Source organism: Serratia sp. HNCC26DJ206 (genome assembly GCF_057180605.1).
Map to the genome: position 1 here is coordinate 24,208 of NZ_JBXUGP010000010.1, position 24,085 is coordinate 48,292.

21 protein-coding genes are annotated in these 24,085 nt (G+C 56.8%); 8 read left to right on the top strand and 13 right to left on the bottom strand.

The window, feature by feature from the left end; translation table 11 throughout:
• Positions 1–88: 88 nt before the first annotated feature.
• Genes AC2A1E_RS08415 through xylF form a run of 6 tightly spaced genes read right to left on the bottom strand, consistent with a single transcriptional unit; the run spans position 89 to position 6,134 of the window.
• Positions 89–529: a DNA-binding protein gene (locus tag AC2A1E_RS08415; RefSeq protein WP_473189175.1), complete on the bottom strand. Its 441-nt coding sequence runs from the start codon at positions 527–529 to the stop codon at positions 89–91.
• Complete coding sequence (locus AC2A1E_RS08420) at positions 480–1,142, bottom strand: nucleotidyltransferase domain-containing protein (RefSeq protein ID WP_484383365.1); 663 nt, start codon at positions 1,140–1,142, stop codon at positions 480–482. Before AC2A1E_RS08420 ends, AC2A1E_RS08415 begins: the two co-directional genes overlap by 50 nt.
• Positions 1,143–1,174: 32 nt before the next feature.
• Positions 1,175–2,353, bottom strand: a complete 1,179-nt coding sequence (gene xylR, locus AC2A1E_RS08425) for a D-xylose utilization transcriptional activator XylR (protein ID WP_484383366.1) — start codon at positions 2,351–2,353, stop codon at positions 1,175–1,177.
• 54 nt (positions 2,354–2,407) lie between these two features.
• Entirely contained in the window at positions 2,408–3,592 is a 1,185-nt protein-coding gene (gene xylH / locus AC2A1E_RS08430) for a xylose ABC transporter permease XylH (RefSeq protein ID WP_484383367.1), read from the bottom strand.
• The gene (locus tag AC2A1E_RS08435) at positions 3,570–5,111 is read right to left on the bottom strand and encodes a xylose ABC transporter ATP-binding protein (RefSeq protein WP_484383368.1); all 1,542 of its coding nucleotides are present in this window, start codon (positions 5,109–5,111) and stop codon (positions 3,570–3,572) included. The genes xylH and AC2A1E_RS08435 overlap by 23 nt, the downstream gene beginning before the upstream one ends.
• Positions 5,112–5,138: 27 nt before the next feature.
• Positions 5,139–6,134: a D-xylose ABC transporter substrate-binding protein gene (gene xylF, locus AC2A1E_RS08440; RefSeq protein ID WP_484383369.1), complete on the bottom strand. Its 996-nt coding sequence runs from the start codon at positions 6,132–6,134 to the stop codon at positions 5,139–5,141.
• Positions 6,135–6,452: 318 nt separating this feature from the next.
• Here xylF and xylA point away from each other — a divergent pair, with 318 nt between their 5' ends.
• The 7 genes from xylA (at position 6,453) to AC2A1E_RS08475 (ending at position 13,211) form a co-directional block, all read left to right on the top strand.
• Positions 6,453–7,772, top strand: coding sequence for a xylose isomerase (gene xylA, locus AC2A1E_RS08445; RefSeq protein WP_484383370.1), 1,320 nt, complete (start codon positions 6,453–6,455; stop codon positions 7,770–7,772).
• Positions 7,773–8,168: 396 nt separating this feature from the next.
• A complete protein-coding gene (xylB, locus tag AC2A1E_RS08450) occupies positions 8,169–9,620 on the top strand; it encodes a xylulokinase (protein ID WP_484383371.1) in 1,452 nt (483 codons plus the stop codon).
• 80 nt (positions 9,621–9,700) lie between these two features.
• On the top strand, positions 9,701–9,952 hold the full coding sequence (locus AC2A1E_RS08455; RefSeq protein ID WP_037401138.1) for a type II toxin-antitoxin system Phd/YefM family antitoxin: 252 nt from the start codon (positions 9,701–9,703) through the stop codon (positions 9,950–9,952).
• The gene (locus AC2A1E_RS08460) at positions 9,949–10,236 is read left to right on the top strand and encodes a type II toxin-antitoxin system RelE family toxin (RefSeq protein ID WP_484383372.1); all 288 of its coding nucleotides are present in this window, start codon (positions 9,949–9,951) and stop codon (positions 10,234–10,236) included. Before AC2A1E_RS08455 ends, AC2A1E_RS08460 begins: the two co-directional genes overlap by 4 nt.
• 121 nt (positions 10,237–10,357) lie before the next feature.
• On the top strand, positions 10,358–10,909 hold the full coding sequence (locus AC2A1E_RS08465) for a cysteine hydrolase family protein (RefSeq protein ID WP_484383373.1): 552 nt from the start codon (positions 10,358–10,360) through the stop codon (positions 10,907–10,909).
• Positions 10,910–10,911: 2 nt separating this feature from the next.
• Positions 10,912–11,826: a GlxA family transcriptional regulator gene (locus tag AC2A1E_RS08470; RefSeq protein WP_484383374.1), complete on the top strand. Its 915-nt coding sequence runs from the start codon at positions 10,912–10,914 to the stop codon at positions 11,824–11,826.
• A 143-nt stretch (positions 11,827–11,969) separates the two neighbouring features.
• Positions 11,970–13,211: an MdfA family multidrug efflux MFS transporter gene (locus tag AC2A1E_RS08475; RefSeq protein WP_484383375.1), complete on the top strand. Its 1,242-nt coding sequence runs from the start codon at positions 11,970–11,972 to the stop codon at positions 13,209–13,211.
• 54 nt (positions 13,212–13,265) lie between these two features.
• Here AC2A1E_RS08475 and selB read toward each other — a convergent pair whose 3' ends face one another.
• The 7 genes from selB to fdnG all read right to left on the bottom strand — a co-directional run bounded on the left by selB (position 13,266) and on the right by fdnG (position 22,979).
• Positions 13,266–15,107, bottom strand: a complete 1,842-nt coding sequence (gene selB, locus AC2A1E_RS08480) for a selenocysteine-specific translation elongation factor (protein ID WP_484383376.1) — start codon at positions 15,105–15,107, stop codon at positions 13,266–13,268.
• Positions 15,104–16,495: an L-seryl-tRNA(Sec) selenium transferase gene (gene selA, locus AC2A1E_RS08485; protein WP_484383377.1), complete on the bottom strand. Its 1,392-nt coding sequence runs from the start codon at positions 16,493–16,495 to the stop codon at positions 15,104–15,106. Before selA ends, selB begins: the two co-directional genes overlap by 4 nt.
• Before the next feature lie 42 nt (positions 16,496–16,537).
• Positions 16,538–17,191 carry a DcrB-related protein gene (locus tag AC2A1E_RS08490; RefSeq protein ID WP_459400720.1) on the bottom strand — a complete coding sequence of 218 codons (654 nt, stop codon included), beginning with the start codon at positions 17,189–17,191 and terminating at the stop codon, positions 16,538–16,540.
• Between the two features lie 261 nt (positions 17,192–17,452).
• Entirely contained in the window at positions 17,453–18,382 is a 930-nt protein-coding gene (gene fdhE / locus AC2A1E_RS08495; protein WP_459400719.1) for a formate dehydrogenase accessory protein FdhE, read from the bottom strand.
• Complete coding sequence (fdoI, locus tag AC2A1E_RS08500) at positions 18,382–19,020, bottom strand: formate dehydrogenase cytochrome b556 subunit (protein ID WP_484383378.1); 639 nt, start codon at positions 19,018–19,020, stop codon at positions 18,382–18,384. Before fdoI ends, fdhE begins: the two co-directional genes overlap by 1 nt.
• On the bottom strand, positions 19,017–19,919 hold the full coding sequence (gene fdxH / locus AC2A1E_RS08505) for a formate dehydrogenase subunit beta (RefSeq protein WP_459400717.1): 903 nt from the start codon (positions 19,917–19,919) through the stop codon (positions 19,017–19,019). The genes fdoI and fdxH overlap by 4 nt, the downstream gene beginning before the upstream one ends.
• A gap of 12 nt (positions 19,920–19,931) precedes the next feature.
• Entirely contained in the window at positions 19,932–22,979 is a 3,048-nt protein-coding gene (gene fdnG / locus AC2A1E_RS08510; RefSeq protein ID WP_484383379.1) for a formate dehydrogenase-N subunit alpha, read from the bottom strand.
• A gap of 219 nt (positions 22,980–23,198) precedes the next feature.
• Here fdnG and fdhD point away from each other — a divergent pair, with 219 nt between their 5' ends.
• A complete protein-coding gene (gene fdhD / locus AC2A1E_RS08515) occupies positions 23,199–23,975 on the top strand; it encodes a formate dehydrogenase accessory sulfurtransferase FdhD (protein ID WP_484383456.1) in 777 nt (258 codons plus the stop codon).
• Positions 23,976–24,085: the final 110 nt, after the last annotated feature.

Here is a 24,085-nt window from a genome sequence, read left to right on the forward strand (position 1 = left end):
TCCCTACCTCATTGCACATCGACGTTCGCAAACGTTTCACCGCTTCACTACGTAGTAAATGACATCTTTTGCAGCTTGGTTTGGAAGATTAGTTCAACAAAGCAGCATGTTTTTGCTTCAACCAAAGTATCAAGGCTTGCCACAGCGCTTCAGCTTGTTCTATACAAGCTGCAACAGCGCTATCCGTCACCAAGTCACCTGAATAATCAGCAACGTTACGCTGCTTACGTAATGCATCAAGATAAATCATGGTTTCACGCGAAATACCTATGGTCAAAGGCAATGATTGAATCATCATCTGATGATGACCAGGTTTACTGGTTAAGGTGCGGAAACCCTCTACCTGCAACGCCAGATTAGCCATTTGCATAATCGCTTTGTAAGCAGTATCGAAGCGGTTTTCGTTGCTAAGTTGCAAAATAGCGGCATCCCGCAAATTACGTTCGGCGGCCGCCAATAATTTCTTGATAGTCAGCGTATCAGTTGGGATTGCCTCCAACCCTATCCCGACTAAATTGCTCAGCGTCATCCTTATCCCCTGCAATCCATAATCTGGGTTTACTCAATACATCCTGAATAAACGCCGTTTTCTCATCCAGTGCGGCCAGCCATTCAGCCACAGAGTAAACCTTGGGATTTATTTCCCGCCCCAATTCCGCCTGGAGTGGGTATAACGCCATGACAATCTCATTGAATGTCACATCGCCAACGATCAGCAGATCCACATCGCTGGCATCAGTCGCCTTGCCACTGGCCACTGAGCCAAAAACAAATGCCAGAATGATTCGCGACTCAAAAACAGCCAATGCGGAGCGTAAATGTACGGCTAGTCCAGAGGTTTTGCGGAAAATCGCAGCCAGTTCGGGATAAATCAAGCAATCTACGTTCACACGATAATAAAGCTGCTTACCCTGTTCCTGTTTTTGCAGAATGCCCACCTGTGCCAACTTACTCAATTCTTTATGCAGCGTTCCTGCCTGAGTTGCGGTCTGGCGCGCAATTTCCCGCACGTGAAACGCCTGTTGCGGAGAATTCAGCAACAGATTTAACACTTTGCGCCGGTAATCGCTGAATAAAAACTCCAGTAAAGGCTCGTTCATGCGGGAACTCCATGTAGCTTTATTGGCTTCAAATGTAGCCAATAAAGCTACACAAAACAAATTGTGGATACTACCTAATACCCCACCTCCCCATAACGATCACGATGCTCTTTGGGCGTCATGTCATAGCCTTTCTTAAACACCGAATAGAAATACTGCAGCGACGGGTAGCCGCACATCTGCGAAATCTCATTGATCGGCAGCGACGTGGCGGTGAGCAGGTTGCGGGCGCGATCGAGTTTTTCTTCATGGATCACGTTATGAATGGTCTGGCCGGTTTCGTCTTTAAAGCGTTTTTCCAGGTTGGAGCGGGACATGCCGATCGCGTCCAGCACCTGTTCCACCTTGATCCCTTTGCAGGCGTGGTGGCGAATGTAATGCATGGCCTGAATCACCGCCGGATCGCGCAGCGAGCGGAAATCGGTGGAGCGGCGCTCGATCACCTTCACCGGCGGCACCAGAATGCGTTGCAGCGGCAACTCGCGCCGATCGAGCAACTGGTGCAGCAGCTTGGCGGCGCGATAGCCCATCTGGCGCGTGCCCTGCGCCACCGACGATAAGGCAACGCGCGAAAGATAGCGGGTCAGCTCTTCGTTATCGATGCCGATCACGCACAGCTTTTCTGGCACCGGGATATCCAAATGCTCGCACACCTGCAACAGGTGGCGCGCCCGCGCATCGGTAACGGCAATAATCCCGGTCTGCTGCGGCAGCGTCTGTATCCAATCCGCCAGGCGGTTCTGCGCGTATTGCCAGTTTTCCGGCGCGGTGGCCATCCCCTGGTACACCACACCCTGATACTGTTCCTCGGCCACCAACTGGCGGAATGCCTGTTCGCGCTCCTGCGCCCAACGCTTGCCACCTTCCACCGGCAGGCCATAAAACGCAAAGCGGTTCAGCCCCTTTTCCTTCAGGTGCATAAACGCCGCTTCCACCAGCGCGTAGTTATCGGTAGCGATATAATGCACCGGCGGGTAATCCTCTTGCCGGTGATAGGAACCGCCAACGCCGACAATCGGCACGTTGACGTTATGCAGCAGTTGTTCAATGTTCCGGTCGTCGAAGTCGGCGATCACACCATCCCCCAGCCAGTCTCGGATGTTATCGATGCGGCAGCGGAAATCCTCTTCAATAAAGATGTCCCAATCACTCTGTGAAGCCTGTAAATACTCACCAACACCTTCCACCACCTGGCGGTCGTACACTTTATTGGCGTTGAACAGCAAGGTAATACGGTAGCGCTTTTCGAACATGGGGATCCTCCTGCCTCTGTGAATTTTGCCTCGCCGCCAAGATCCCCTGAATGGTTACACCCGGCGCTTGGTGGCGGAATCCATCCACACCGCCAGCAGCAAGATGGCACCTTTGACGATGTACTGCCAGAAGGTCGGCACGTCCAGCATGCTCATGCCGTTATCCAGCGAGGCCATGATAAACGCCCCCATCACCGCCCCGGCCACGCTGCCAACCCCGCCCGCCAGGCTGGTGCCGCCGATTACACAGGCGGCGATGGCATCCAGTTCGGCAATGTTCCCCGCCGAAGGTGAACCTGCTCCCAGGCGTGAACTGAGGATCAGCCCGGCAATCGCCACCATCAGGCCATTGATGGCAAACACCGCCAGCTTGGTGCGCTCCACGTTCACCCCGGAAAGCCGCGCAGCGTCGATGTTACCGCCGATCGCATAGATACGGCGGCCAAAAGCGGTGCGCGTCGCCATAAAAATCCCCGCCAACATCAGCGCGGTGAGGATCAACACCGGCGTCGGCACGCCACGGTAATCATTCAGCAAATAGATAGCGCCCAGCACCAGAATCGCCAGAATGCTCTGCCGGGTAACGTCCCCGCTCGGTGCCGCCACCGGCAAACCAAGCAGGGCGCGCTTGCTGCGCTGCCGCCATTGCCAGGCCACGAACAGCATCAGGCCAACGGCACCGATGCCAAAACCCAGCCCGTTCGGCAGGTAGCTCTGGCCAATCTGCGACATGGCATTGCTGGTCGGGGCCACGGTGGTGCCGTTGGTAATACCGATCAGAATACCGCGAAACGCCAGCATGCCCGCCAGCGTGACGATAAACGAAGGCACCTTGCGATACGCCACCCACCAGCCGTTCCAGGCCCCCAGTAACAGCCCGGCCAGCAGCGTCACTACAATGGTCAACGGCAGCGGCCAGCCGAGCCAGACGTCAAATATCGCCGCCGCGCCGCCCAGCAAGCCCATCATGGAACCCACGGAAAGATCGATCTCCGCCGAAATAATCACAAACACCATGCCCACCGCCAGGATGCCGGTGATCGCCGTCTGTCGCAGCAGGTTGGAGATATTGCGCGCGCTGAGATAGGCCCCTTCGGTGGTAAAGGTAAAGAACAGCATGATGACAACGATCGCCGCCAGCATCACGAACACCTGCAAGTTGACGGATTTTAGCCCCGGCAACGGCTTTTTCTGCGCCAATGGCGGCAGGTTTGCTTCAGATTGCGTGCTTTTCAACATGGGTTTCACTCCTCAGTGCCGCTTCCATTACCTGTTCCTGGGTCAGACCACGGTTGACCAAATCGGCTTTGATGCGCCCCTGATGCATCACCAGCACCCGATCGCTCAGCCCCAGCACTTCCGGCAGTTCGGAAGACACCACAATCACCGCGATCCCTTGCTGCACCAGTTGGTTGATGAGTTTGTAGATTTCATGTTTGGCACCGATATCGATACCGCGTGTGGGTTCATCCAGAATCAGGATTTTAGGGTTCAGCAGCAGGCATTTCGCTAAGATAGCCTTCTGCTGGTTGCCGCCGCTCAGCCGGCCAATCGCCAGCTCCGGCGAAGAGGTTTTCACCTTCAGCCGCGCCAGCGACTGCTGAATGGTGGCCTGCTCCTGCGCGCTATCCAGCACCGTCAGCGGGCCGCTGAAATCACTCAGCGCCGCCAGCGTCATGTTCGAGCCAACGCTCATCACCGGCACAATGCCGTCGCGCTTGCGATCTTCCGGCACCATGGCGATGCCATACTGCATTGCCTGTCGGCAGGTGGTAATGGTGGCAGGCTGCCCGTCGATACTGATACTGCCCTGCCAACGCCCCGCATAAGCGCCGAACAGGCACTGCATGGTTTCGGTACGCCCGGAGCCCACCAGCCCGGCCACGCCGAGGATCTCGCCGCGCCGTAGCTGGAAGGAAACATCGTCCACCCGGCGGATATGCCGGTTGACCGGATGCCAGGCGGTGAGGTTTTCCACCTGTAGGATCACCTCACCAATAGCGTGCTGCTCCTGCGGATATAGCTCGGTCAGTTCACGCCCTACCATCATGGCGATAATATCGTCTTCGCTCATACCTGCCGCTGGCCGGGTACCAATATGCTTACCGTCGCGGATCACGCAGATCAGATCCGAGATCGCTTTCACCTCATTCAGCTTGTGCGAAATATAGATGCAGGCAATGCCGTGATCGCGCAGATCGGCGATGATCGCCAGCAGAGTGGCAGTTTCGCTTTCCGTCAGCGAGGCGGTAGGTTCATCCAGCACCAGCAGGCGCACCTGCTTGTTTAACGCTTTGGCGATCTCCACCAGTTGCTGCTGGCCAAGCCCCAGTTCACCAACGCGGGTATGCGGGTCCACCTCCAGTTTGACCTGCGCCAGCATGCGCTGGCAGCGCAGGTACATATTGTCGTAATCCATCAGCCCAAAGCGGCCCCATTCGTTGCCGAGAAACATGTTCTCCAGCACCGTCATCTGTTTCACCAGCGCCAGTTCCTGGTGAATGATGGCAATGCCCTTCTGTTCAGTATCGCGAATGGTTTTGGCCGTAATAAGGTCGCCAGAAAAATAAATCTCGCCCTGATAACTGCCGTGCGGATATATTCCGCACAGCACTTTCATCAGCGTTGATTTCCCTGAACCATTTTCACCGCACAAGGATAATACCTGCCCAGCCTCTAATTGCAGGCTGACATTATCCACGGCCTTTACTACGCCGAATTGTTTAGTGATATTTTTCATTTCTAACAGGCAGGGCATTATTCCCTCCAAAGAGCTTCGTCAGAATTAATTAAGATCGGATTTCTTATGGAAGCCATCGGCAATAATGGTGCTATCGATATTCGATTTATCCACCTGAACCGGGGTTAATAACCAGGCAGAGACTTCTTTACTGCCGTTATTTAATTTGGCATTGGATTTTGGCTGTTCGCCTTTACCCAGCTGCACCGCAATATCTGCCGCTTCATCGGCCAATTTGCTGATCGGTTTATACACCGTCATGGTTTGGGTGCCTGCCACAATGCGCTTCACCGCCGCCAAGTCGGCATCCTGACCGGAGATCGCCACTTTGCCCGCCAACCCCTGTGCCGCCAGCGCCTGAATCGCCCCACCGGCGGTGGCATCGTTGGAGGCGACAACCGCATCGATATGGTTATTATTGGCCGTCAGGGCGTTTTCCATAATCTTCAGCGCGTTTTCCGGCAGCCAGCCATCGGCCCACTGATCGCCCACCACTTTAATCTTGCCGCTGCTGATCAAGGGTTGCAGCACGGTCATCTGCCCTTTGCGGAACAGCTTGGCGTTGTTATCCACCGGTGAGCCACCCATCAGGAAGTAATTGCCCTGCGGCACCCGCTGCACCAGGCTTTGCGCCTGCATTTCGCCCACTTTTTCGTTATCGAACGAGATGTAGAAATCGATGTCGGCGTTATTGATCATCCGGTCATAGGCCAGCACCTTAATCCCTTCGCGTTTCGCTTCGCTGATCACATTGCTCAACACCTGGCCGTTGTAAGGGATAATCACCAGCACATCGACGCCACGGTTGATCATATTTTCAATCTGCGCCATCTGGGTTTCTTCATTACCGTTGGCAGACTGCACAAACACGTTTGCCCCCAGCGATTCGGCTTTTTTAACAAAGATATCGCGATCTTTCTGCCAGCGCTCTAAACGCAGGTCGTCAATTGCCATACCGATTTTAATTTCTTTACTGAATCCTGATTGACTGGCCAGCAGCAAAAGAGCGCAGGCGGAGAGGAGAATAGGCTTAATCATCATCTTATAACCCTTTTCAATGTAGTGTGTATGGGTAATATGAATCACGAAACGTCCAGCCGATTGTTGACACTTATTTTTCATTCGGCAATTGCAGATTTTTACCGGCGAATTACGATTTTTGGTTTAATGTTAATTTTATGATAGCGATCATGTTTTATAACCCTGCCGCTAATGACGTTGAATAAACGCGAATATGAGATCCCGCGCACATTTAATAATTCTGTGAATTTAAGTGTGAAATAACGTAATTGAGCATCGGCCAGCTAACTCCGAAGATAAACCCAACCCACTATCCCCCCGTTATTCAGGAGTTCGCTAATGCAATCCTATTTTGATCAGCTTGAGCAGGTTCGCTACGAAGGCCCCAGCAGTAATAATCCGTTGGCCTTCCGCCACTACAATCCCGATGAAATCATCCTTGGCAAACGGATGGCCGATCACCTGCGTTTTGCCGCCTGCTACTGGCATACCTTCTGCTGGAACGGTGCCGACATGTTTGGCGTGGGAGCTTTCGATCGCCCATGGCAGCAGCCGGGCGATGCGCTGGCGTTAGCCAAACGTAAAGCCGACGTGGCCTTTGAGTTTTTCCACAAGCTGAACGTACCCTATTACTGCTTCCACGACATCGACGTTGCGCCAGAAGGGGCAACGCTGAAAGAGTATCTGAACAATTTCGCCGCCATAACTGAGGTGTTGGCCGAAAAGCAGCAAAGCAGCGGCGTGAAGCTGCTGTGGGGCACCGCTAACTGCTTCACCAATCCGCGCTATGCCGCCGGTGCCGCCACCAACCCGAACCCGGAAGTGTTCAGTTGGGCTGCCACCCAAGTATTCACCGCCATGAACGCCACTCATCAACTGGGCGGTGAAAACTATGTGCTGTGGGGCGGGCGCGAAGGCTATGAAACCCTGCTAAATACCGATCTGCGCCAGGAACGCGAACAGATTGGCCGCTTTATGCAAATGGTGGTGGAGCACAAGCACAAAATCGGTTTCCAGGGCACGCTGCTGATCGAGCCGAAACCGCAGGAACCCACCAAGCACCAGTACGATTACGACGTTGCCACCGTGTACGGCTTCCTCAAGCAGTTCGGCCTGGAAAAAGAGATCAAGGTGAATATCGAAGCCAACCACGCCACGCTGGCCGGGCATTCGTTCCATCACGAAATCGCCACCGCCATTGCGCTGGGCATCTTCGGTTCGGTCGATGCCAATCGTGGCGATCCGCAACTGGGCTGGGATACCGATCAGTTCCCGAACAGCGTGGAGGAGAACGCGCTGGTGATGTTCGAGATCCTCAAAGCAGGCGGTTTCACCACCGGTGGCCTGAACTTTGATGCCAAAGTGCGCCGCCAGAGCACCGATAAATATGACCTGTTCTACGGCCATATCGGCGCGATGGATACCATGGCGCTGGCGTTGAAAGTAGCGGCGCGCATGATTGAGGATGGCCAGTTGCATCAGCAGGTGGCCAAGCGTTACGCCGGTTGGAACGGTGAACTGGGCCAGCAAATCTTGCAGGGGAAACTGTCACTCGCCGCGCTGGCGCAGTACGCTGAGCAGCAGGTTCTGGCACCGCAACATACCAGCGGGCATCAGGAGAAACTGGAGAATCTGGTTAACCGTTATCTGTTTGGTTAATTCCGCTTCTGGCTCCTTTGGGGGGAAGGTTGAGTGAGGGGAGCATTGGCGAAAGCCCATCACCCCGGCCCTCCCGCAGGGAGAGGGGGCGATACGTCAAGCATTCTGCTCGATTGAACAGCATAGCTGCTGCCTGCAAGTTTTCGCCGTACGTCCCTTCTCCCTTGGGGAGAAGGCTAGGATGAGGGGATACCGCTCGCCAATGCCACTCACACCGGCCCTCCCGTAGGGAGAGGGGGCGATACGTCGAGCATTCTGCTCGATTGAACAGCATAGCTGCTGCCTGCAAGTTGTCACCGTACGTCCCTTCTCCCTTGGGGAGAAGGCTAGGATGAGGGGAAAAAACCTTCCCCCTCTGGTGAAGGGGTGATACGACATATTAAAGGAACTGCACCCATGTACATCGGTATCGATCTCGGCACTTCCGGCGTAAAGGTCATCCTGCTCGGCGAACAGGGCCAACTGCTCGCCAGCCAAAGTGAACCTTTACCCATCTCGCGCCCGCACCCTCTGTGGTCTGAACAATCTCCTCAAGATTGGTGGCAAGCTACCGATCGCGCCATGCTGGCGTTGGCCAAACAGCATGATCTGCAAACGGTAAAAGCCATCGGCCTGACCGGCCAAATGCACGGCGCAACGCTGCTGGATAAGCAGCAACGGGTGCTGCGCCCGGCAATCTTATGGAATGACGGCCGCAGTTTTGCGCAATGCCAGGCATTGGAGCAAAGCGTACCCAACTCGCGGGAAATTACCGGCAACCTGATGATGCCGGGCTTTACCGCCCCCAAACTGCTGTGGGTTCAACAGCATGAACCGCAGGTTTTCCGCCAAATCGACAAGGTGTTATTACCAAAAGATTATCTGCGCTGGTGCATTACCGGCGAGTTCGCCAGCGATATGTCCGATGCGGCAGGCACGATGTGGCTGAATGTGGCGCAGCGTGATTGGAGCGACGCGATGTTGGCCGCCTGCGGACTAACGCGCGATCAGATGCCTGCGCTGTTTGAGGGGAATCAGATCACCGGGCAGGTGCAGGCTGAATTGGCCAAGCGCTGGGGCATGAGTCCAGTGCCGGTGGTGGCCGGTGGCGGCGATAACGCCGCAGGAGCCATCGGTGTGGGTTTGTATCAGGCCGGGCAGGCGATGCTATCGCTTGGCACCTCCGGTGTATATTTCGCAGTCAGCGACGGCTTTCTCAGCAACCCGGCCAGCGCGGTACACAGTTTCTGCCATGCGCTGCCGCACACCTGGCACCTGATGTCGGTAATGCTCAGCGCCGCATCCTGCCTGGACTGGGCCTGCCAGTTGACCAACATCGACAGCGTTGCCACCCTGCTGAGCAATGCCGAACAGGCTGCACCGGCAGAAGCCCCATTGTGGTTCTTGCCTTATCTTTCCGGCGAGCGCACGCCGCACAATAACCCGAATGCCAAAGGCGCTTTCTGGGGCTTTACCCATCAGCATGGGCCGAACGACTTGGCACGCGCGGTGTTGGAAGGCGTCGGCTTCGCTTTGGCAGACGGCATGGATGTGCTGCACGCCAGCGGCCTGCAACCTTCTGCCATCACGCTGATTGGCGGCGGCGCGCGCAGCCCGTTCTGGCGCCAGATGCTGGCAGACATCAGCGGCCAGCGGCTGGAATACCGCACCGGCGGCGATGTCGGCCCGGCGCTGGGAGCGGCACGGTTGGCGCAGATTGCGCTGAACCCCGGCCAACCGTTAAGCGATTTGCTGCCCGCGTTGCCGCTGGAGCAGGTACATGAGCCGGATACCGCACGGCATCAGCAGTACGCCGAACGGCGCAGCACCTTCCGCGAGCTATATCGCTGCCTGCGACCATTAATGTGACTCACCCCTTCAAAGACTGGTTAACAGGTCATTTCACCGCTACAATAAGACCTGTTAATCAGTCTTTTTGGTAGGTAAATATGGCCAACATTATTTTGAGTGATACCAGCGCAAGCATCAGCGAACTGAAAAAAAATCCGATGGCAACGGTCGGTGCAGGAGCGGGTTTCCCGGTAGCCATTCTTAATCGTAACCAGCCAGCGTTTTACTGCGTACCAGCAGAACTGTATGAGCAGATGCTCGATGCGTTAGACGATCATGAACTGGCTAAACTGGTCAATGAACGTCGGGATCAGGCACTGATTGAGGTCGATCTGGACGAGTTTCTATGACGTATCAGGTCAAGTTCCGCGAATCGGCGTTAAAAGAATGGAACAGGCTGGATAAGTCGGTACAGCAGCAGTTTGCCAAAAAATTGAAAAAGTGCTGTGAAAATCCACACATACCCGCAGCGAAATTACGCGGTATGCCTGACTGCTATAAAATAAAATTGCGCGCCTCAGGGTTCAGGCTGGTTTATGAAGTTATCGATAACTGCCTGGTGATTGCCGTCGTCGCCGTAGGAAAAAGAGAACGGAGCGATGTTTATCAGCTCGCCAGCGAACGCTTAAGATAAGCGTTAACCTGCCGATCTCAATGCTAGTCCGCTCGTGCCACCATGATGGCCGTTTTTGGCCTTCTTTCAGCCAGGTTAGCAGCGCACTATAGCGCTATACCCCACTGAAGGAAGGCCGAAAATGTCACATAGCGCATTATTGATTATCGACGTTCAACACTCGTTTCAACACCGTCCATTCTGGCAAGAAGACGATCTGCCAGCGTTTCAACAGGCACTGACGCGCCTGATCGCGGGCTGCCAGCGGCAAGGCGTAGCGCTGGTGGATGTGTTCCACGTCGCGCCGGAAGGGCCGTTTTCTCTCGCCTCTGGCTACGTGAAACGCCTGCCGTTCCTGGCGCATCAGGCCGACGTCACGGTACACAAACAGGTACACAATGCGCTGACCGATTCTGGCTTGGACGCCTGGCTGCGCGAACGCCAGATTGATCATCTGATCATCAGCGGTATGCGTACCGAGCAGTGCTGCGAAACCACCGCTCGCGTCGCTTCCGATCTGGGCTACAAGGTGACGTTTGTCACCGAGGCGACGCTCACCTTCCCGATGCGCCATCCTGATGGCACGCTCTTTACCCCCGAGCAGTTGAAGCGGCATACTGAAACCGTCCTGGTCGATCGCTTCGCTACGCTAGCCAGCGTTGATGAAGTGTTGGCCCAACTGAAACAGGAATAACCATGCCCAAGGCCGTTTACTTTCTGATGTTGCCCAACGTGCTGTCACTGGATGTCAGCGGCCCGGCGGAAGTTTTGCGGCTTTCCGGCCAGTTTCAATTGCACTATGTCAGCCCGGTGCCGCAAATCACCTGCTCTATCGGTATGAGCATCAGCCTGTTGCAGCCATTGCCTGCGCAGTTGGCCAACGGCGATATTCTGGTGGTGCCGGGCGTGGCGGACTCAGCCAGGGGTTTCGCCAGCCCAGAGGCCGCTCAGGCCCGGCAATGGCTGGAGGGATTACGGCCCGCGCTGGCACAGCAGCGTTTCAGCCTGGTCTGCGTCTGTTCCGGTGCCTTGCTGGCCGCGCAGGCAGGGCTGCTCGACGGTTACCACTGCACCACCCATCACGATGTGCTCACGCGCCTGCGCCAGCAAGCACCGGCGGCTCAGGTGAAAGAGAACCGCATCTTTGTGGAAGATCGCGGCATCTTTACCAGCGCGGGCGTCACCGCCGGTATCGATCTGGCGCTGCATCTGGTCAATCAATCTTGCGGAGCCGACCGTGCGCTGGAGATTGCGCGTGAAATGGTGATCTATTTCCGTCGCTCAGGCGACGATCCGCAGCTTTCCCCTTGGTTGCGCTATCGCAACCATCTGCACCCCGCCGTACATCGGGCGCAGGATGTGATGGCCGCCGAGCCGGAAGCGGATTGGTCGGTGCCGCTGGTGGCGGAAAAAGCGCACGTCAGCAGCCGACATCTGGCCCGGCTGTTCCGCCAGCATATCGGGATCAGCGTGCGGGAATATCATGAACAGCTGCGCTTGGCCGTGGCACAGCAACGCTTGCAGCAAGGTTACGGGCTGGAGAAAGCCGCGCTGACCGCAGGATTCTCCTCTGGTCGCCAGCTCCGGCGTGCGCAGCAGCGTAACGCCTAAATACACGGTCAGAATGCGTATACGGTTTATCTTATGATTGCCAAGAGTAACGATTGGCGGCAAAATAACCGCCTCAACTCGCTCAGATTGCGCTTCCCGCCCCTGGCAGTTCCTTATTTTTCTTTGCTATCAGTAGTATAAATATGAAAACAACATTACCCCCTACGGCACGCTTGGGCCGACAGGCGCTGTTATTCCCGCTTTGCTTGGTGCTATTCGAATTCACCACCTATATCGCCAACGATATGATCCAACCCGGTATGCTGGCGGTGGTAGCCGATTTCAACGCAGGCGTTGAGTGGGTGCCAACCTCAATGACCGCCTATCTGGCTGGCGGTATCTTTCTGCAATGGCTGCTGGGCCCGCTGTCGGATCGTCGTGGCCGCCGCCCGGTGATGCTGGCCGGGGTTGCCTTCTTTATCGTCGCCTGTCTGGCAATCTTGCTGGTGACCAGCATTGAGCAGTTCATCTTTATGCGCTTCCTGCAAGGGATCGGTCTGTGCTTTATCGGCGCAGTGGGCTATGCCACCATTCAGGAATCCTTTGAAGAGTCAGTGTGTATCAAGATCACTGCGCTGATGGCCAACGTGGCGTTGATCGCCCCGCTGCTCGGGCCGCTGGCAGGTGCTGCCTTGATCCATATTGCGCCGTGGCAAAGTATGTTTGTGATTTTTGCCGTTCTGGCCGCCATTGCCTTCGTCGGCCTGTGGAAAGCGATGCCGGAAACCGCCACACTGCAAGGGGAAGCCTTTTCCGCTGCCAACCTGTGGCGCGATTACCGCCAGGTGCTGACAAATCGTCGTTTTATCTGCGGTGCGCTGGCGATCGGTTTTGCCAGCCTGCCGCTGCTGGCGTGGATTGCCCAGTCGCCGGTGATCCTGATCAGCGGTGAGTCGCTCTCCACCATGGATTATGGCCTGCTGCAAATCCCGGTATTCGGCGCGCTGATCCTCGGCAACCTGACGCTGGCCCGCCTGACCGGCAAAAACAGCGTTGAGCGCCTGATCAAATTGGGGGCCGGGCCGATGATTGTGGGTTTGATGATCGCCGCGCTGGCGACGGTGTTCTCCGAGCACGCTTATCTGTGGATGACCGCCGGGTTAAGTTTGTATGCTTTCGGTATTGGGCTGGCAAACGCCGGGCTGTATCGTTTGACACTGTTTTCCAGCGAAATCAGCAAAGGCACCGTCTCTGCCACCATGGGGATGTTGAGCATGGCGGTATTCACCGTGGGTATCGAGCTGGCTAAAGTCGCCTATGTTTGGGGCGGGAGCGGATGGTTTAACCTGTTCAACCTGCTGAGTGGCCTGTGCTGGCTGGCGTTGGTGGCGGTGTTCCTCACCAAACGCGGTGGCGTAGCCTCAACACCGACGGAAGCGGCTTAAAGACGGGCCTCAACCACAAAATTTTAAACCGGGTGAACAGATGGCACCCGGTTTTCAACCACCAAACAGCCCGCTATCCCGCAGCAGATGCTGATTGCCCTTGCGGCGAGTGAAACCGCTGCGATCGAAAAATTCCAGCACCTGAATCGCCAGTTTGCGGCCAACCCCCAGCCGATCGCGAAAATCACCGGCATTGGCGCTGCCTTGCGTCGCATCCAGCTCGCGGATCAACGCAGCAAACTGCTCAATCCGCTGGCTGCGATAGTAGCGATCCACCACCACGGCGGTCACATGACCAAGCTGAGCGGCTTTGCGCAGCGCGGCGCGAACGTTGGCTTCTTCTTCACCCAGCGCTGCGGCCAGATCGCGCACCCACCAGGCTTCATCACCCAGTTGCGGTTCGATGCGCACCCACAACGCCTGCTGCTCCGCGCTGAACGCCAGACCATGCTCGGGCAAATGCAGCCAACCGCGCGTATTACGCAGCAAACCGGCCGCCAACAACCGATCGATCATCATAAATACCAGCGGTTCATCCAGCACCGGTAAGGCCATACGCCGCAAACGAGCGCGCCCTAAACCCAGTTGATCGCCATGCTGTTGATGGTATTCGGCCAACACCTGCAACACACGCTGCTCGCCCTGCTGCACGTTGGCCTGCGCCAGCGCCACTTCACCGGTAATCAGCAATGCGCGCCCGGCAAGCAACTGCGCCAGCCCGCTGTGGGTCAACTGCCGCGCCCAGGCAAAGGCAGCCAGATCCAGCGCACCGCCCGGCAAGCGTAAATCCAGCACCTGTTCGTCGTTTTGCGCCTCGGCCAGCGCCGCCAGCCAGGCCAGATAGTCTGGCTGACGTTTGCCACGCTTCGGCGCAGCCAATACCAGCACCCGTGCTGCGCCCAAGGTGTGGCGGGCGCCAATATCCCGCAACACCAGACGATCGTTTTCCGCCAGCCACAGCGGACGATCGAGAATCAACTCCGCCAAATTGCCGGTTAACAGCGCAATTCGGCCAGTAATATGGCTGGCAGCATGGTGCAGATGCAGCGGCTGCCAATGCTGCAACGGTGCATCCGCCTCAACCGCCACCAGAATACGCTCAGCGACCACCGGCGGTTGCTGTTCCAGCAGCCAGTCACCGCGCTCCAACTGCTCTTTGCTGACATCACCGCTGATGTTCAGCGCTATGCGTTGCCCGGCAAATGCCTGTTCCGCCGCTTGGTTCTGAGCATGCAGGCCGCGCACCCGCACCGGCACATCGGCACCGGTCAGCCACAGGGTATCACCCACTTTAACGCTGCCGCCCAGTGCGGTACCGGTCACTACCAGCCCTGCCCCTTTCACGCTGAAGGCGCGATCGACCGCCAGCCGGAAGCGGCGCGTCAGCGCGTGCTCGCCAGGTTGCCGCGCCAAAAGATGCTGGCGCAAAGGTTCGATGCCCAAATCCTGTGCCGCTGCCGTAACAAACAACGGTGCATCATGCCAGCCCTGCTGTGCCAGTTCGGCCGCCACTTGTGCACGCACTTCGGCGATCCGCCCTTCGTCGACGCGATCGGCCTTGGTCAGCGCTACCGTCAGTTGCGGGTGCCCGCTCAGGCGCAGAATCGCCAAGTGCTCGCGGGTCTGTGCCATCACGCCGTCGTCGCACGCCACCACCAGCAATGCATGGTCGATACCGCCGATCCCCGCCAGCATATTGCCAAGGAATTTCTCATGGCCGGGAACGTCAATAAACCCCAGCACGCGCCCGTCCGGCTGCGGCCAATAGGCATAGCCGAGATCGATAGTCATGCCACGGCGTTTTTCCTCTGGCAGGCGATCGGCATTGATGCCGGTAATCGCCTGCAACAGCGTGGTTTTGCCGTGGTCGACGTGGCCAGCGGTGGCGATAATCATGGGTTTAGCACCTCAAGCAGTGCGCTCTCTTGCTCCAGGCAGCGCAGATCGAGCCATAACCGGCCGTCGTGGATCCGGCCAATCACCGGCTGTGGCAAACTGCGCCATTGCTGCGCCAAAAGCTCCAGCGTAGCGCCTCGGCCATCGAGCGGGGCAAAGGTCAGGGCATAGCTTGGCAGGCGATCGACCGGCAGTGAGCCGCTGCCAATCTGTGACCAACAGGGTTCAGCACGCAGCGCGAAACGATCGGCAAAACGCACCGCCAACGGGCGCAATAGCCGTTCGGCGGCTTGTTGCATCTCCTGTTGCGGACGAGCCAGCAGGCGCAGCGTCGGCAGATGTTCTGCCAACAGTTCCGGTTGCTGATACAGCCGCAGCGTAGCCTCGAGCGCCGCCAGCGTCATTTTGCCGACGCGCAGCGCGCGTTTCAGCGGATGCTGTTGCAGGCGGGCGATCAGCTCTTTTTTACCAACGATAATGCCCGCCTGCGGCCCGCCCAGCAGTTTATCGCCGGAGAAGGTTACCAAATCCACGCCCGCAGCAATCAAACGCTGCGGCATCGGTTCTGCGGGTAGGCCGTATTGCGTCATATCGATCAGCGCACCGCTGCCCAGATCGGTGGCGGTAGGGATGCCCTGTTCGCGGCCCAGCATCGCCAGCTCCGCTTCATCCACGGCGGTGGTAAACCCTTGAATACAGTAATTACTGGTATGTACCTTCATCAACAGGCCGGTTCGCTCGTTGATGGCGGCACGATAATCTTTCAGATGGGTGCGGTTGGTGGTGCCCACTTCCACCAGTTCACAACCGGCCTGGCGCATCACGTCGGGGATGCGGAACGCGCCGCCAATCTCCACCAGTTCACCGCGCGACACCACCACCTGTTGACCAGGAGCCACCGCCGCCAGCATCAGCAAAACCGCCGCCGCGTTGTTGTTGACGATGCAGGCATCCTCTGCGCCAGTGAGCTGGCACAGCAAATCGGCGATAGCGCGATCGCGGTGGCCGCGCCCGGCACCGTCCAGATCGTATTCCAGCGTGACGGCGCTGCTCATTGCCTGCACTACCGCGTCGATCGCCGGTTGCGCCAGCAATGCGCGGCCAAGATTGGTATGCAGCACGGTACCGCTGAGGTTGAACACCGGTTGCAGCGCCGAGCGTTGCTGTTGGTTCAGGCGCATTAGCAGCGCCTGCGGCCAGTCTTGGCACCATTCCGGCAATTGCTGGCGGGTTTTAATCACCTCGCGCGCCTGCGCCTGCATCTGGCGCAGCAGTTCGCTAATCAACGTCTGCCCATGTTTCGCCACCAGAGGTTCAACGGCGGGATCGCGCAATAGACGGTCGATGGCGGGTAGCTGGCTGTAAAGTTGCTGAGATTCAGTGCTCATGGGCGCTCGGTTTTCAATGTTTTAATGGTGCGGTGAAATCAACTATTTCACCGCCAGCGTATCAATAATCCGCTGTACCAGTGCCTGATGTGCTTCGGGCGTTTTGGCCGGTGACAGCATCTGCAACGTCACGACCCGTTTATTGAACACCGTTAACACAATGGTGGAAACCAGTTTCTGCCCGTTCACCGTTTGCTCGGTGTCCAAGCGATGGAATTTCTGTTTACCGACGGTGAAATTCTGTTCTTTGGTTTTCTTGATGTTCTGATAACGATCGCCCAGTTCGGTAATGATGCTTTGTGTCAGATCTTTCAGCATCGCATCGCTGGTATTGAGCTTCATACCCGCTGGCGGGATCACTTCAGAAGCGACGGTACGCTGGCGCGCTTTACCGTTGAGGAACAGCTGAATGACGGATTTATCGTCGTTGACGATGCCGCTCAACGCGGTCTGATCGCTAAAACCCGCTGGCAATTCAAAGGTGATTTTGCCCTTTTGCAGCGAAACGCTCAGACCAGGAGGATAAGCCGGTTTGGTTTCGACGACTGGCGGTGGTGCAGGTGGGGCGGGCTGGGTGACCACCGGCTTCGGTTGCGGTGCGGGAACTTCTGGCTTTTTGGTGTCCTGATTGTCACAGGCTACCAGTCCACTCAGCAAAACAGCCAATACCGTCAATCTGGTAATCGTCTTCAACATTATTCCTTTCCTTGTGCTCTACGCATTCTGGCGTAACCGTAGCAACTCACCCCCGCGTTTGCCAGATGCCCAAGCCAAAATTAGCGGATCGCCCCTCACCCCAGCCCTCTGCCACAGGGAGAAGGAGTCGACCGGTGCTCTCGATTAACCATGGGTATCAGCAATGTTCCCTCTCCTTTGGGGAGAGAGTTAGGGTGAGGGGGAGAAACTGACATCGAGTTAAAGCCTCTCCCCCCACTCCCGAGAAGAACGGTGCGGGTGTTACTCGCCAGGGAACAGGAACGGATTGATACTGCTACGGGCAAAGCCTTCATCTTCCATCTTGGCATCAAGTACCAGCGAAGCCAGATCGTCGGCCACCGCTTCCACCTGCGGGTCTTTTTCCTGATAAAGGAGCTTCAGGTAAGTGCCGCAATCGCCACAGCTTTCCGCTTTTATCGCCGCCTGCTCACTGTCCAGTGACCAGTAGTTGAGATCGCGCGTTTGCTCGCAGTTGCTGCATTTCACCCGCACCACGTGCCATTCGCTTTCACACAGGTTGCAGTGCAGATAACGCAGGCCGTTCACCGTGCCGATATGCACCATGCTGGAAACCGGCATACTGCCGCACACCGGGCAGAACTGGCGGTGCTCACCGTATTCGGCGCGTGCCTTGCCGGGGATCTGGCTGGCCATCTGCGTCCAGTACAGCGACAGCGCAGCCCAGATAAACGGCGCTTTATCACTGCCCACTTTGGCAAACTCATTGTTCAGCAACGCGCTGGCCATCAGCTCCAGCTCATGAGCGGAGGCTTTTTCCAGGTTTTCCAGCACCGGAGCCACGTGTTCCGGCGCCTGCGGACGCAATTCAGCGATCAGCGATGCCAGCAGTTTGTGCCAGTGCTCGCTGCGCGGATAAACGCTCGCATCCAACGGTGGCTTGCCGCTGGCGGCACCCTGGATCAGCGCAGCGCTGAGATCCAGCACCAACGGGTTATCGTGGCACGCATTGTTCTGCGCGGCTGCGATGCTGGCAGCAAAGTTGAGATAATCGCCCAGCGGGTGGTCTACGGCCAATTGGCGCAGACGCTCAGCTCGACGGGTGTACAGGCTTTTCAGATTCGCGAAAAGTAACGGCGGAATGGTTTCCGCCGTTGTGGACTTCTCACGCTGTGCCCCTAACTGCTCTTTAGGAACGATGCGGATACTCATCAGGGTTTATCTTCCCGTTGTTTCTCGCGGACCTCACGGTACCAGCGCGGATGGTGTTTCTTGGCCCAGGCTGCCGGAACAGAACCTTCCACCATCGCGGTAATGGTGCCTTTTATCCACAGAGCGGCATAAATGTGCACCATAATCGTGATGATCAACCCCACCGCCGCCAGCGAATGCACCAGCAACGCAATGCGGATCAGCGGGATAGGGAAAGCAGGGGCGAAGTACGGCCGCCAGATAACCACACCGCTGGCCAGCAACAGCACCAGACTGATGATCGCTATCCAGAATACGCATTTCTGACCGAAATTATAGCGCCCGGTGTCGTCACCCACTTCCTCATTCAACGTGATTCTGTAGATATTTTTTGCCCAGACCAGATCTTCCCGGTTGAACAGGTTATGTTTCCAGTAGCGCAGGAACATAATCATGAACGCGGCGAACATAATCACCCCGGCAAAGGGGTGCAGAATGCGCGCCAGCTGTGGCGTTCCGAAAATGTTCATCAGCCAGTTAAAGGAGGGGAAGAAAAACCCCAGCCCGCTGATGGCTGCCAGAATAAAGCAGAACGCCACAACCCAGTGGTTCATCCGCTCCAGCGCGTTATAGCGCTGAATTGGCTTTTCCTTCCTCATTTGCGCGTCTCCTCATCGTGCGGTTCGTCGTGATCTTCCTCTTCTTCGACGCGGTTTGGCCCGACACCGATGTAGTGGAACACGCTGGCCGCAAAGGTGGCAGCAAAACCGACGGCCGCCAACGGTTTCCAGATCCCTTTCCAGAAGGTCACCGCCGGGCTGATGGTTGGGTTATCCGGCAAACCGTGATAGAGCTGCGGTTTATCGGCGTGATGCAGCACGTACATCACGTGAGTGCCGCCCACGCCCGCCGGATCGTACAGACCGGCGTTTTCGTAGCCACGGGTTTTCAGCTCGCTGACACGGCCAGCGGCGACATCTTTCATCGCCTCTTTGGTGCCAAAGTGGATAGCCCCAGTCGGACAGGTTTTCACACAGGCCGGTTCCTGGCCGACATCAACACGGTCAACGCACAGGGTGCATTTGTACACCCGGTTGTCTTCCTTGTTCATGCGCGGCACGTCGAACGGGCAACCGGCGATGCAGTAACCGCAGCCGATACAGTGCTCGGACTGGAAATCGACGATGCCGTTGGCGTACTGGATAATCGCCCCTTCCGACGGGCAGGACTTCAGGCAGCCCGGATCGGCACAGTGCATGCAGCCGTCTTTGCGGATCAGCCACTCCAGTTTGCCGTGCTCCTCCACTTCGGAGAAACGCATCACCGTCCACGATTTGGCGCTCAGATCGGCGGGGTTATCATAAACCCCGACGTTGTGCCCCACTTCATCGCGGATATCGTTCCATTCAGAACAGGCCACCTGACAGGCTTTGCAGCCGATACAGGTGGTGACATCGATAAGCTTGGCCACTTCTTCCTGGTGGTCACGGGCACGCGGGGCCGGTGTAAAACCATTGGTCGCGGATTTACGAATGATGTCTTGAGATTGCATTGCCATAATTCGTCTCCGTTACACCTTTTCCACGTTAACCAGGAACGCCTTGAACTCTGGCGTTTGCGTATTGGCATCGCCAACGAACGGCGTCAACGTATTGGCAATAAAGCCTTTCTGCGTCACACCTTGATAACCCCAGTGAATCGGGATACCGATGGTGTCCACATCCTGACCATGCACCTGCAACGTGCGGATACGCTTGGTCACGACCGCTTTGGCTTTGATAAAGCCACGGTTGGAACTGACTTTCACCAGATCGCCGTGCTTGATGCCTTTCTTCTCGGCCAGTTTCTCACCGATCTCCACAAACTGCTCCGGCTGCATGATCGCGTTGATCAGCGAGTGCTTGGTCCAGTAGTGGAAATGCTCGGTCAGACGATAAGTGGTGCCCACGTACGGGAACTTATCGGCTTTGCCCATCGTCGCCAGATCGTCTTTAAACACGCGCGCCGCCGGGTTAGACACCACGTTCGGGTGCAGCGGGTTGGTGCCAAGCGGCGTTTCAAACGGCTCGTAGTGCTCAGGGAACGGCCCTTCTGCCATTTTGTCGATGGCAAACAGGCGGCCCATGCCTTCCGCCTGCATGATAAACGGCCCAACATCGCTGCCTGGTGCTGCGGCGCTGTAGTCCGGAATATCTGCTCCGCTCCACTTGGTGCCATCCCAGCCGATCAGCTGACGTTTGGCATCCCACGGTTTACCCGCTGGATCGGCAGAAGCACGGTTATACAGAATGCGGCGGTTGAGCGGCCAAGCCCAGGCCCAGCCCAGCGTGTTGCCAAGGCCGGAAGGATCGGCGTTATCACGGCGCGCCATCTGGTTACCCGCAGGCGTCCAGCTACCGGCAAAGATCCAGCAACCGCTCGAGGTAGTACCGTCATCACGCAGATGCGCGAAGGTGCTGAGCTGTTCGCCTTTTTTCGCCAGCACTTTGCCTTCCGGATCGAGAACGTCCGCCAGCGCTTTGCCGTTGCTTTCCATCGCCACTTCTTCTGGCGCCGGGGCATCTGGAGTCAGGTAGTTCCAGCTCATGTTCAGCACCTGCTCAGGCACTGCACCGCCTTCACGGCTGTACATCTCGCGCAGGCGCGTTAACAGCCCCGCCAAGATCTCACCATCGGCCAGCGCTTCGCCCGGGGCATCAGCCCCTTTCCAGTGCCATTGCAGCCAGCGACTGGAGTTAACGATCGAGCCGTTCTCTTCCGCAAAGCAGGTGGATGGCAAGCGGAACACTTCGGTCATAATCTTTGAAGGATCAACATCATTCGATTCGCCGTGATTCTCCCAGAATGTGGCCGTCTCGGTATTCAGCGGATCGATGGTCACCAGGAATTTCAGCTTGGAAAGCGCCCCCACCACTTTGTTCTTGTTCGGGAACGAAGCGACCGGGTTGAAGCCCTGGCAGAGGTAGCCGTTAACCTTGCCCTGCGACATCATTTCGAAGTACTGCAGCACGTCGTAGCCTTTGTCCCACTTCGGCAACCAGTCAAAGCCCCAGCTGTTTTCTTTCTGCGCTTTATCACCGTAGAAGCTCTTCATCAGGCTGACGAAGAATTTCGGGTAGTTGCTCCAGTAGTTCACCTGGCCCGGCAGCAGCGCCTTCGGCGTGTTGGCCTTCAGGTAAGTGTCCAGATCCGGCTGTTTCTCGGAAGGCAGCGTCAGATAGCCTGGCAGGCTCTGTGACAGCAGGCCGAGATCGGTCAGGCCCTGGATGTTGGAGTGGCCGCGCAGGGCGTTCACGCCGCCGCCCGCCATGCCCATGTTGCCGAGCAGCAGCTGGATCATCGCCATGGTACGGATGTTCTGTGCGCCGACCGAGTGCTGTGTCCAGCCCAGGGCGTACAGGAACGAGGCGGTTTTATCGTTGGCGCAAGTTTCGGCGATATATTCGCAAACCTTGATAAAGTCTTCGGTTGGCGTACCGCAGATATTGTTCACCACCTCTGGCGTATAGCGGCTGACGTGCTGTTTCAGCAGGTTCCACACGCAGCGCGGATCTTGCAGAGTAACGTCACGCTTGGCAAAGCCGTTCTCGTCGAGCTGATAGTTCCAGGTGGTTTTATCGTACTTGTGGTTTTCCGCGTCGTAGCCGCTGAACAGGCCATCGTCAAAGCTGAAGTCTTCGCGCACCAGCAGGCTGGCGTTGGTATAGGCTTCAACGTATTCGCGGTTGATCTTGTTGTTGGTGATCAGGTACAGCAAGACGCCCGACAGGAAGGCAATGTCAGTGCCAGAACGGATAGGCGTGTAGAAATCCGCCACCGATGCGGTACGGGTAAAGCGCGGATCAATGACGATCAGCTTGGCTTTATTATGAATTTTGGCTTCCATCGCCCAGCGGAAACCCACCGGATGCGCTTCTGCCGCATTACCGCCCATGACGATAATTAAGTTCGCGTTCTTGATATCAACCCAGTGGTTGGTCATCGCACCGCGACCAAATGTTGGAGCAAGACTTGCTACCGTTGGTCCGTGTCAGACACGCGCCTGGTTATCTACGGCAAGCATGCCGAGAGCGCGACTAAATTTTTGTGTCAGGTATCCGGTTTCGTTGCTGGAGGCCGAGGCACACAGCATACCGGTGGTCAGCCAACGGTTGACGGTGACGCCTTTATCGTTGGTTTTTACAAAGTTGGCATCGCGGTCTTCTTTCATCAGTTTGGCGATGCGGGTAAAGGCATCATCCCAACTGATTCTCTGCCATTTATCAGAACCTGGCGCGCGATATTCCGGGTATTGCAGGCGGCTTTCGCTGTGGATGAAATCCACCAGACCGGCGCCTTTCGGGCAAAGCGCACCACGGTTTACCGGATGATCCGGATCCCCTTCGATGTGGAAAATGCTCTCTTTGGCGTTTTTCGCGCCATCACCAAGGCTGTACATCAACAGCCCACAGCCGACTGAGCAATACGTACAGGTATTACGGGTTTCACGGGCGCGCAGCAGCTTGTACTGCCGGGTTTCCGCTAACGCCACTTCCGGGGCAAAGCCCAGAGCAGCTACCGTCGTCCCTGCCATACCGCCAGCGCAGATCTTAAAGAACTGCCTTCTGCTGACCTGCATGGGGGTCTCCTTTCACTCGTGTTGTCACATTGTTTCAAATGGCACTTTCCCCGGCAAAGCGGGAAGCGCTAAAATCACTGTTCTTATGTTGGCTTGGCCAGAAGGCCGCAACGACGCCGCGATGATATCATAGCGGACTTGGGGTTGTTACAAACAGGTACCACTAAAGTGAACAATATAGACCCAAAGCAACCCATAAACGCGACTGCGATCACAGGCATGATCCAGGCCCCGGTATTTCAGCGCGGACAACTCTCCCTTGAGCAGCAAGACTGGCTGGCGGAAGAGGTTCCGGTCGCGCTGGTTTATAACGGTATTTCCCACGTGGTAATGATGTGTACCCCCAAAGATCTGGAGGCCTTCGCCCTGGGTTTTTCCCTGTCAGAAGGTATTATCGACTCACCGCGCGATATCTACAGTATAGAGGTTAATCCCACCTGCAACGGCCTTGAGGTGCAGATTGAGCTTTCCAGCCGCCGCTTTAGCGGGCTGAAAGAGCGCCGCCGCGCGATGGCCGGTCGCACCGGCTGCGGCGTATGCGGTATTGAACAGTTGGCGGATATCTTCCGCCCGGTCACTCCGCTGCCTTTCACCCAAACGTTTTCGCTCGCCAATCTTGATCACGCACTAAGGCAATTGCGCCAGGTGCAGGAAGTCGGCCAGCATACCGGCTGCACCCACGCCGCCAGTTGGATCTCGCCAGAAGGTGAACTGTTGGGCGGCTGCGAAGACGTGGGCCGCCATGTGGCGCTGGACAAAATGCTCGGCCTGCGCGCCAAACAGGGCTGGCAGCAGGGGGCGATCCTGGTTTCCAGCCGCGCCAGCTATGAGATGGTGCAAAAATCGGCCATGTGCGGTGCCGAGATTCTGTTCGTGGTTTCCGCCGCCACCTCCTTGGCAGTGGAGATCGCCGAGCGCAGTAATTTAACGTTAGTAGGCTTTAGCAAACCCGGCCGGGCGACGGTGTTTACTCATCCGCAGCGCATTGTCGATTAGCCCAGAAACCACACAACCCATACGGCATTGATAATCATTTTCAATCTCATTTAATACCCTATAATGGGAACCGATTGCTTATGCGGTGCTCATGCCTTGCGCCGCCCAAC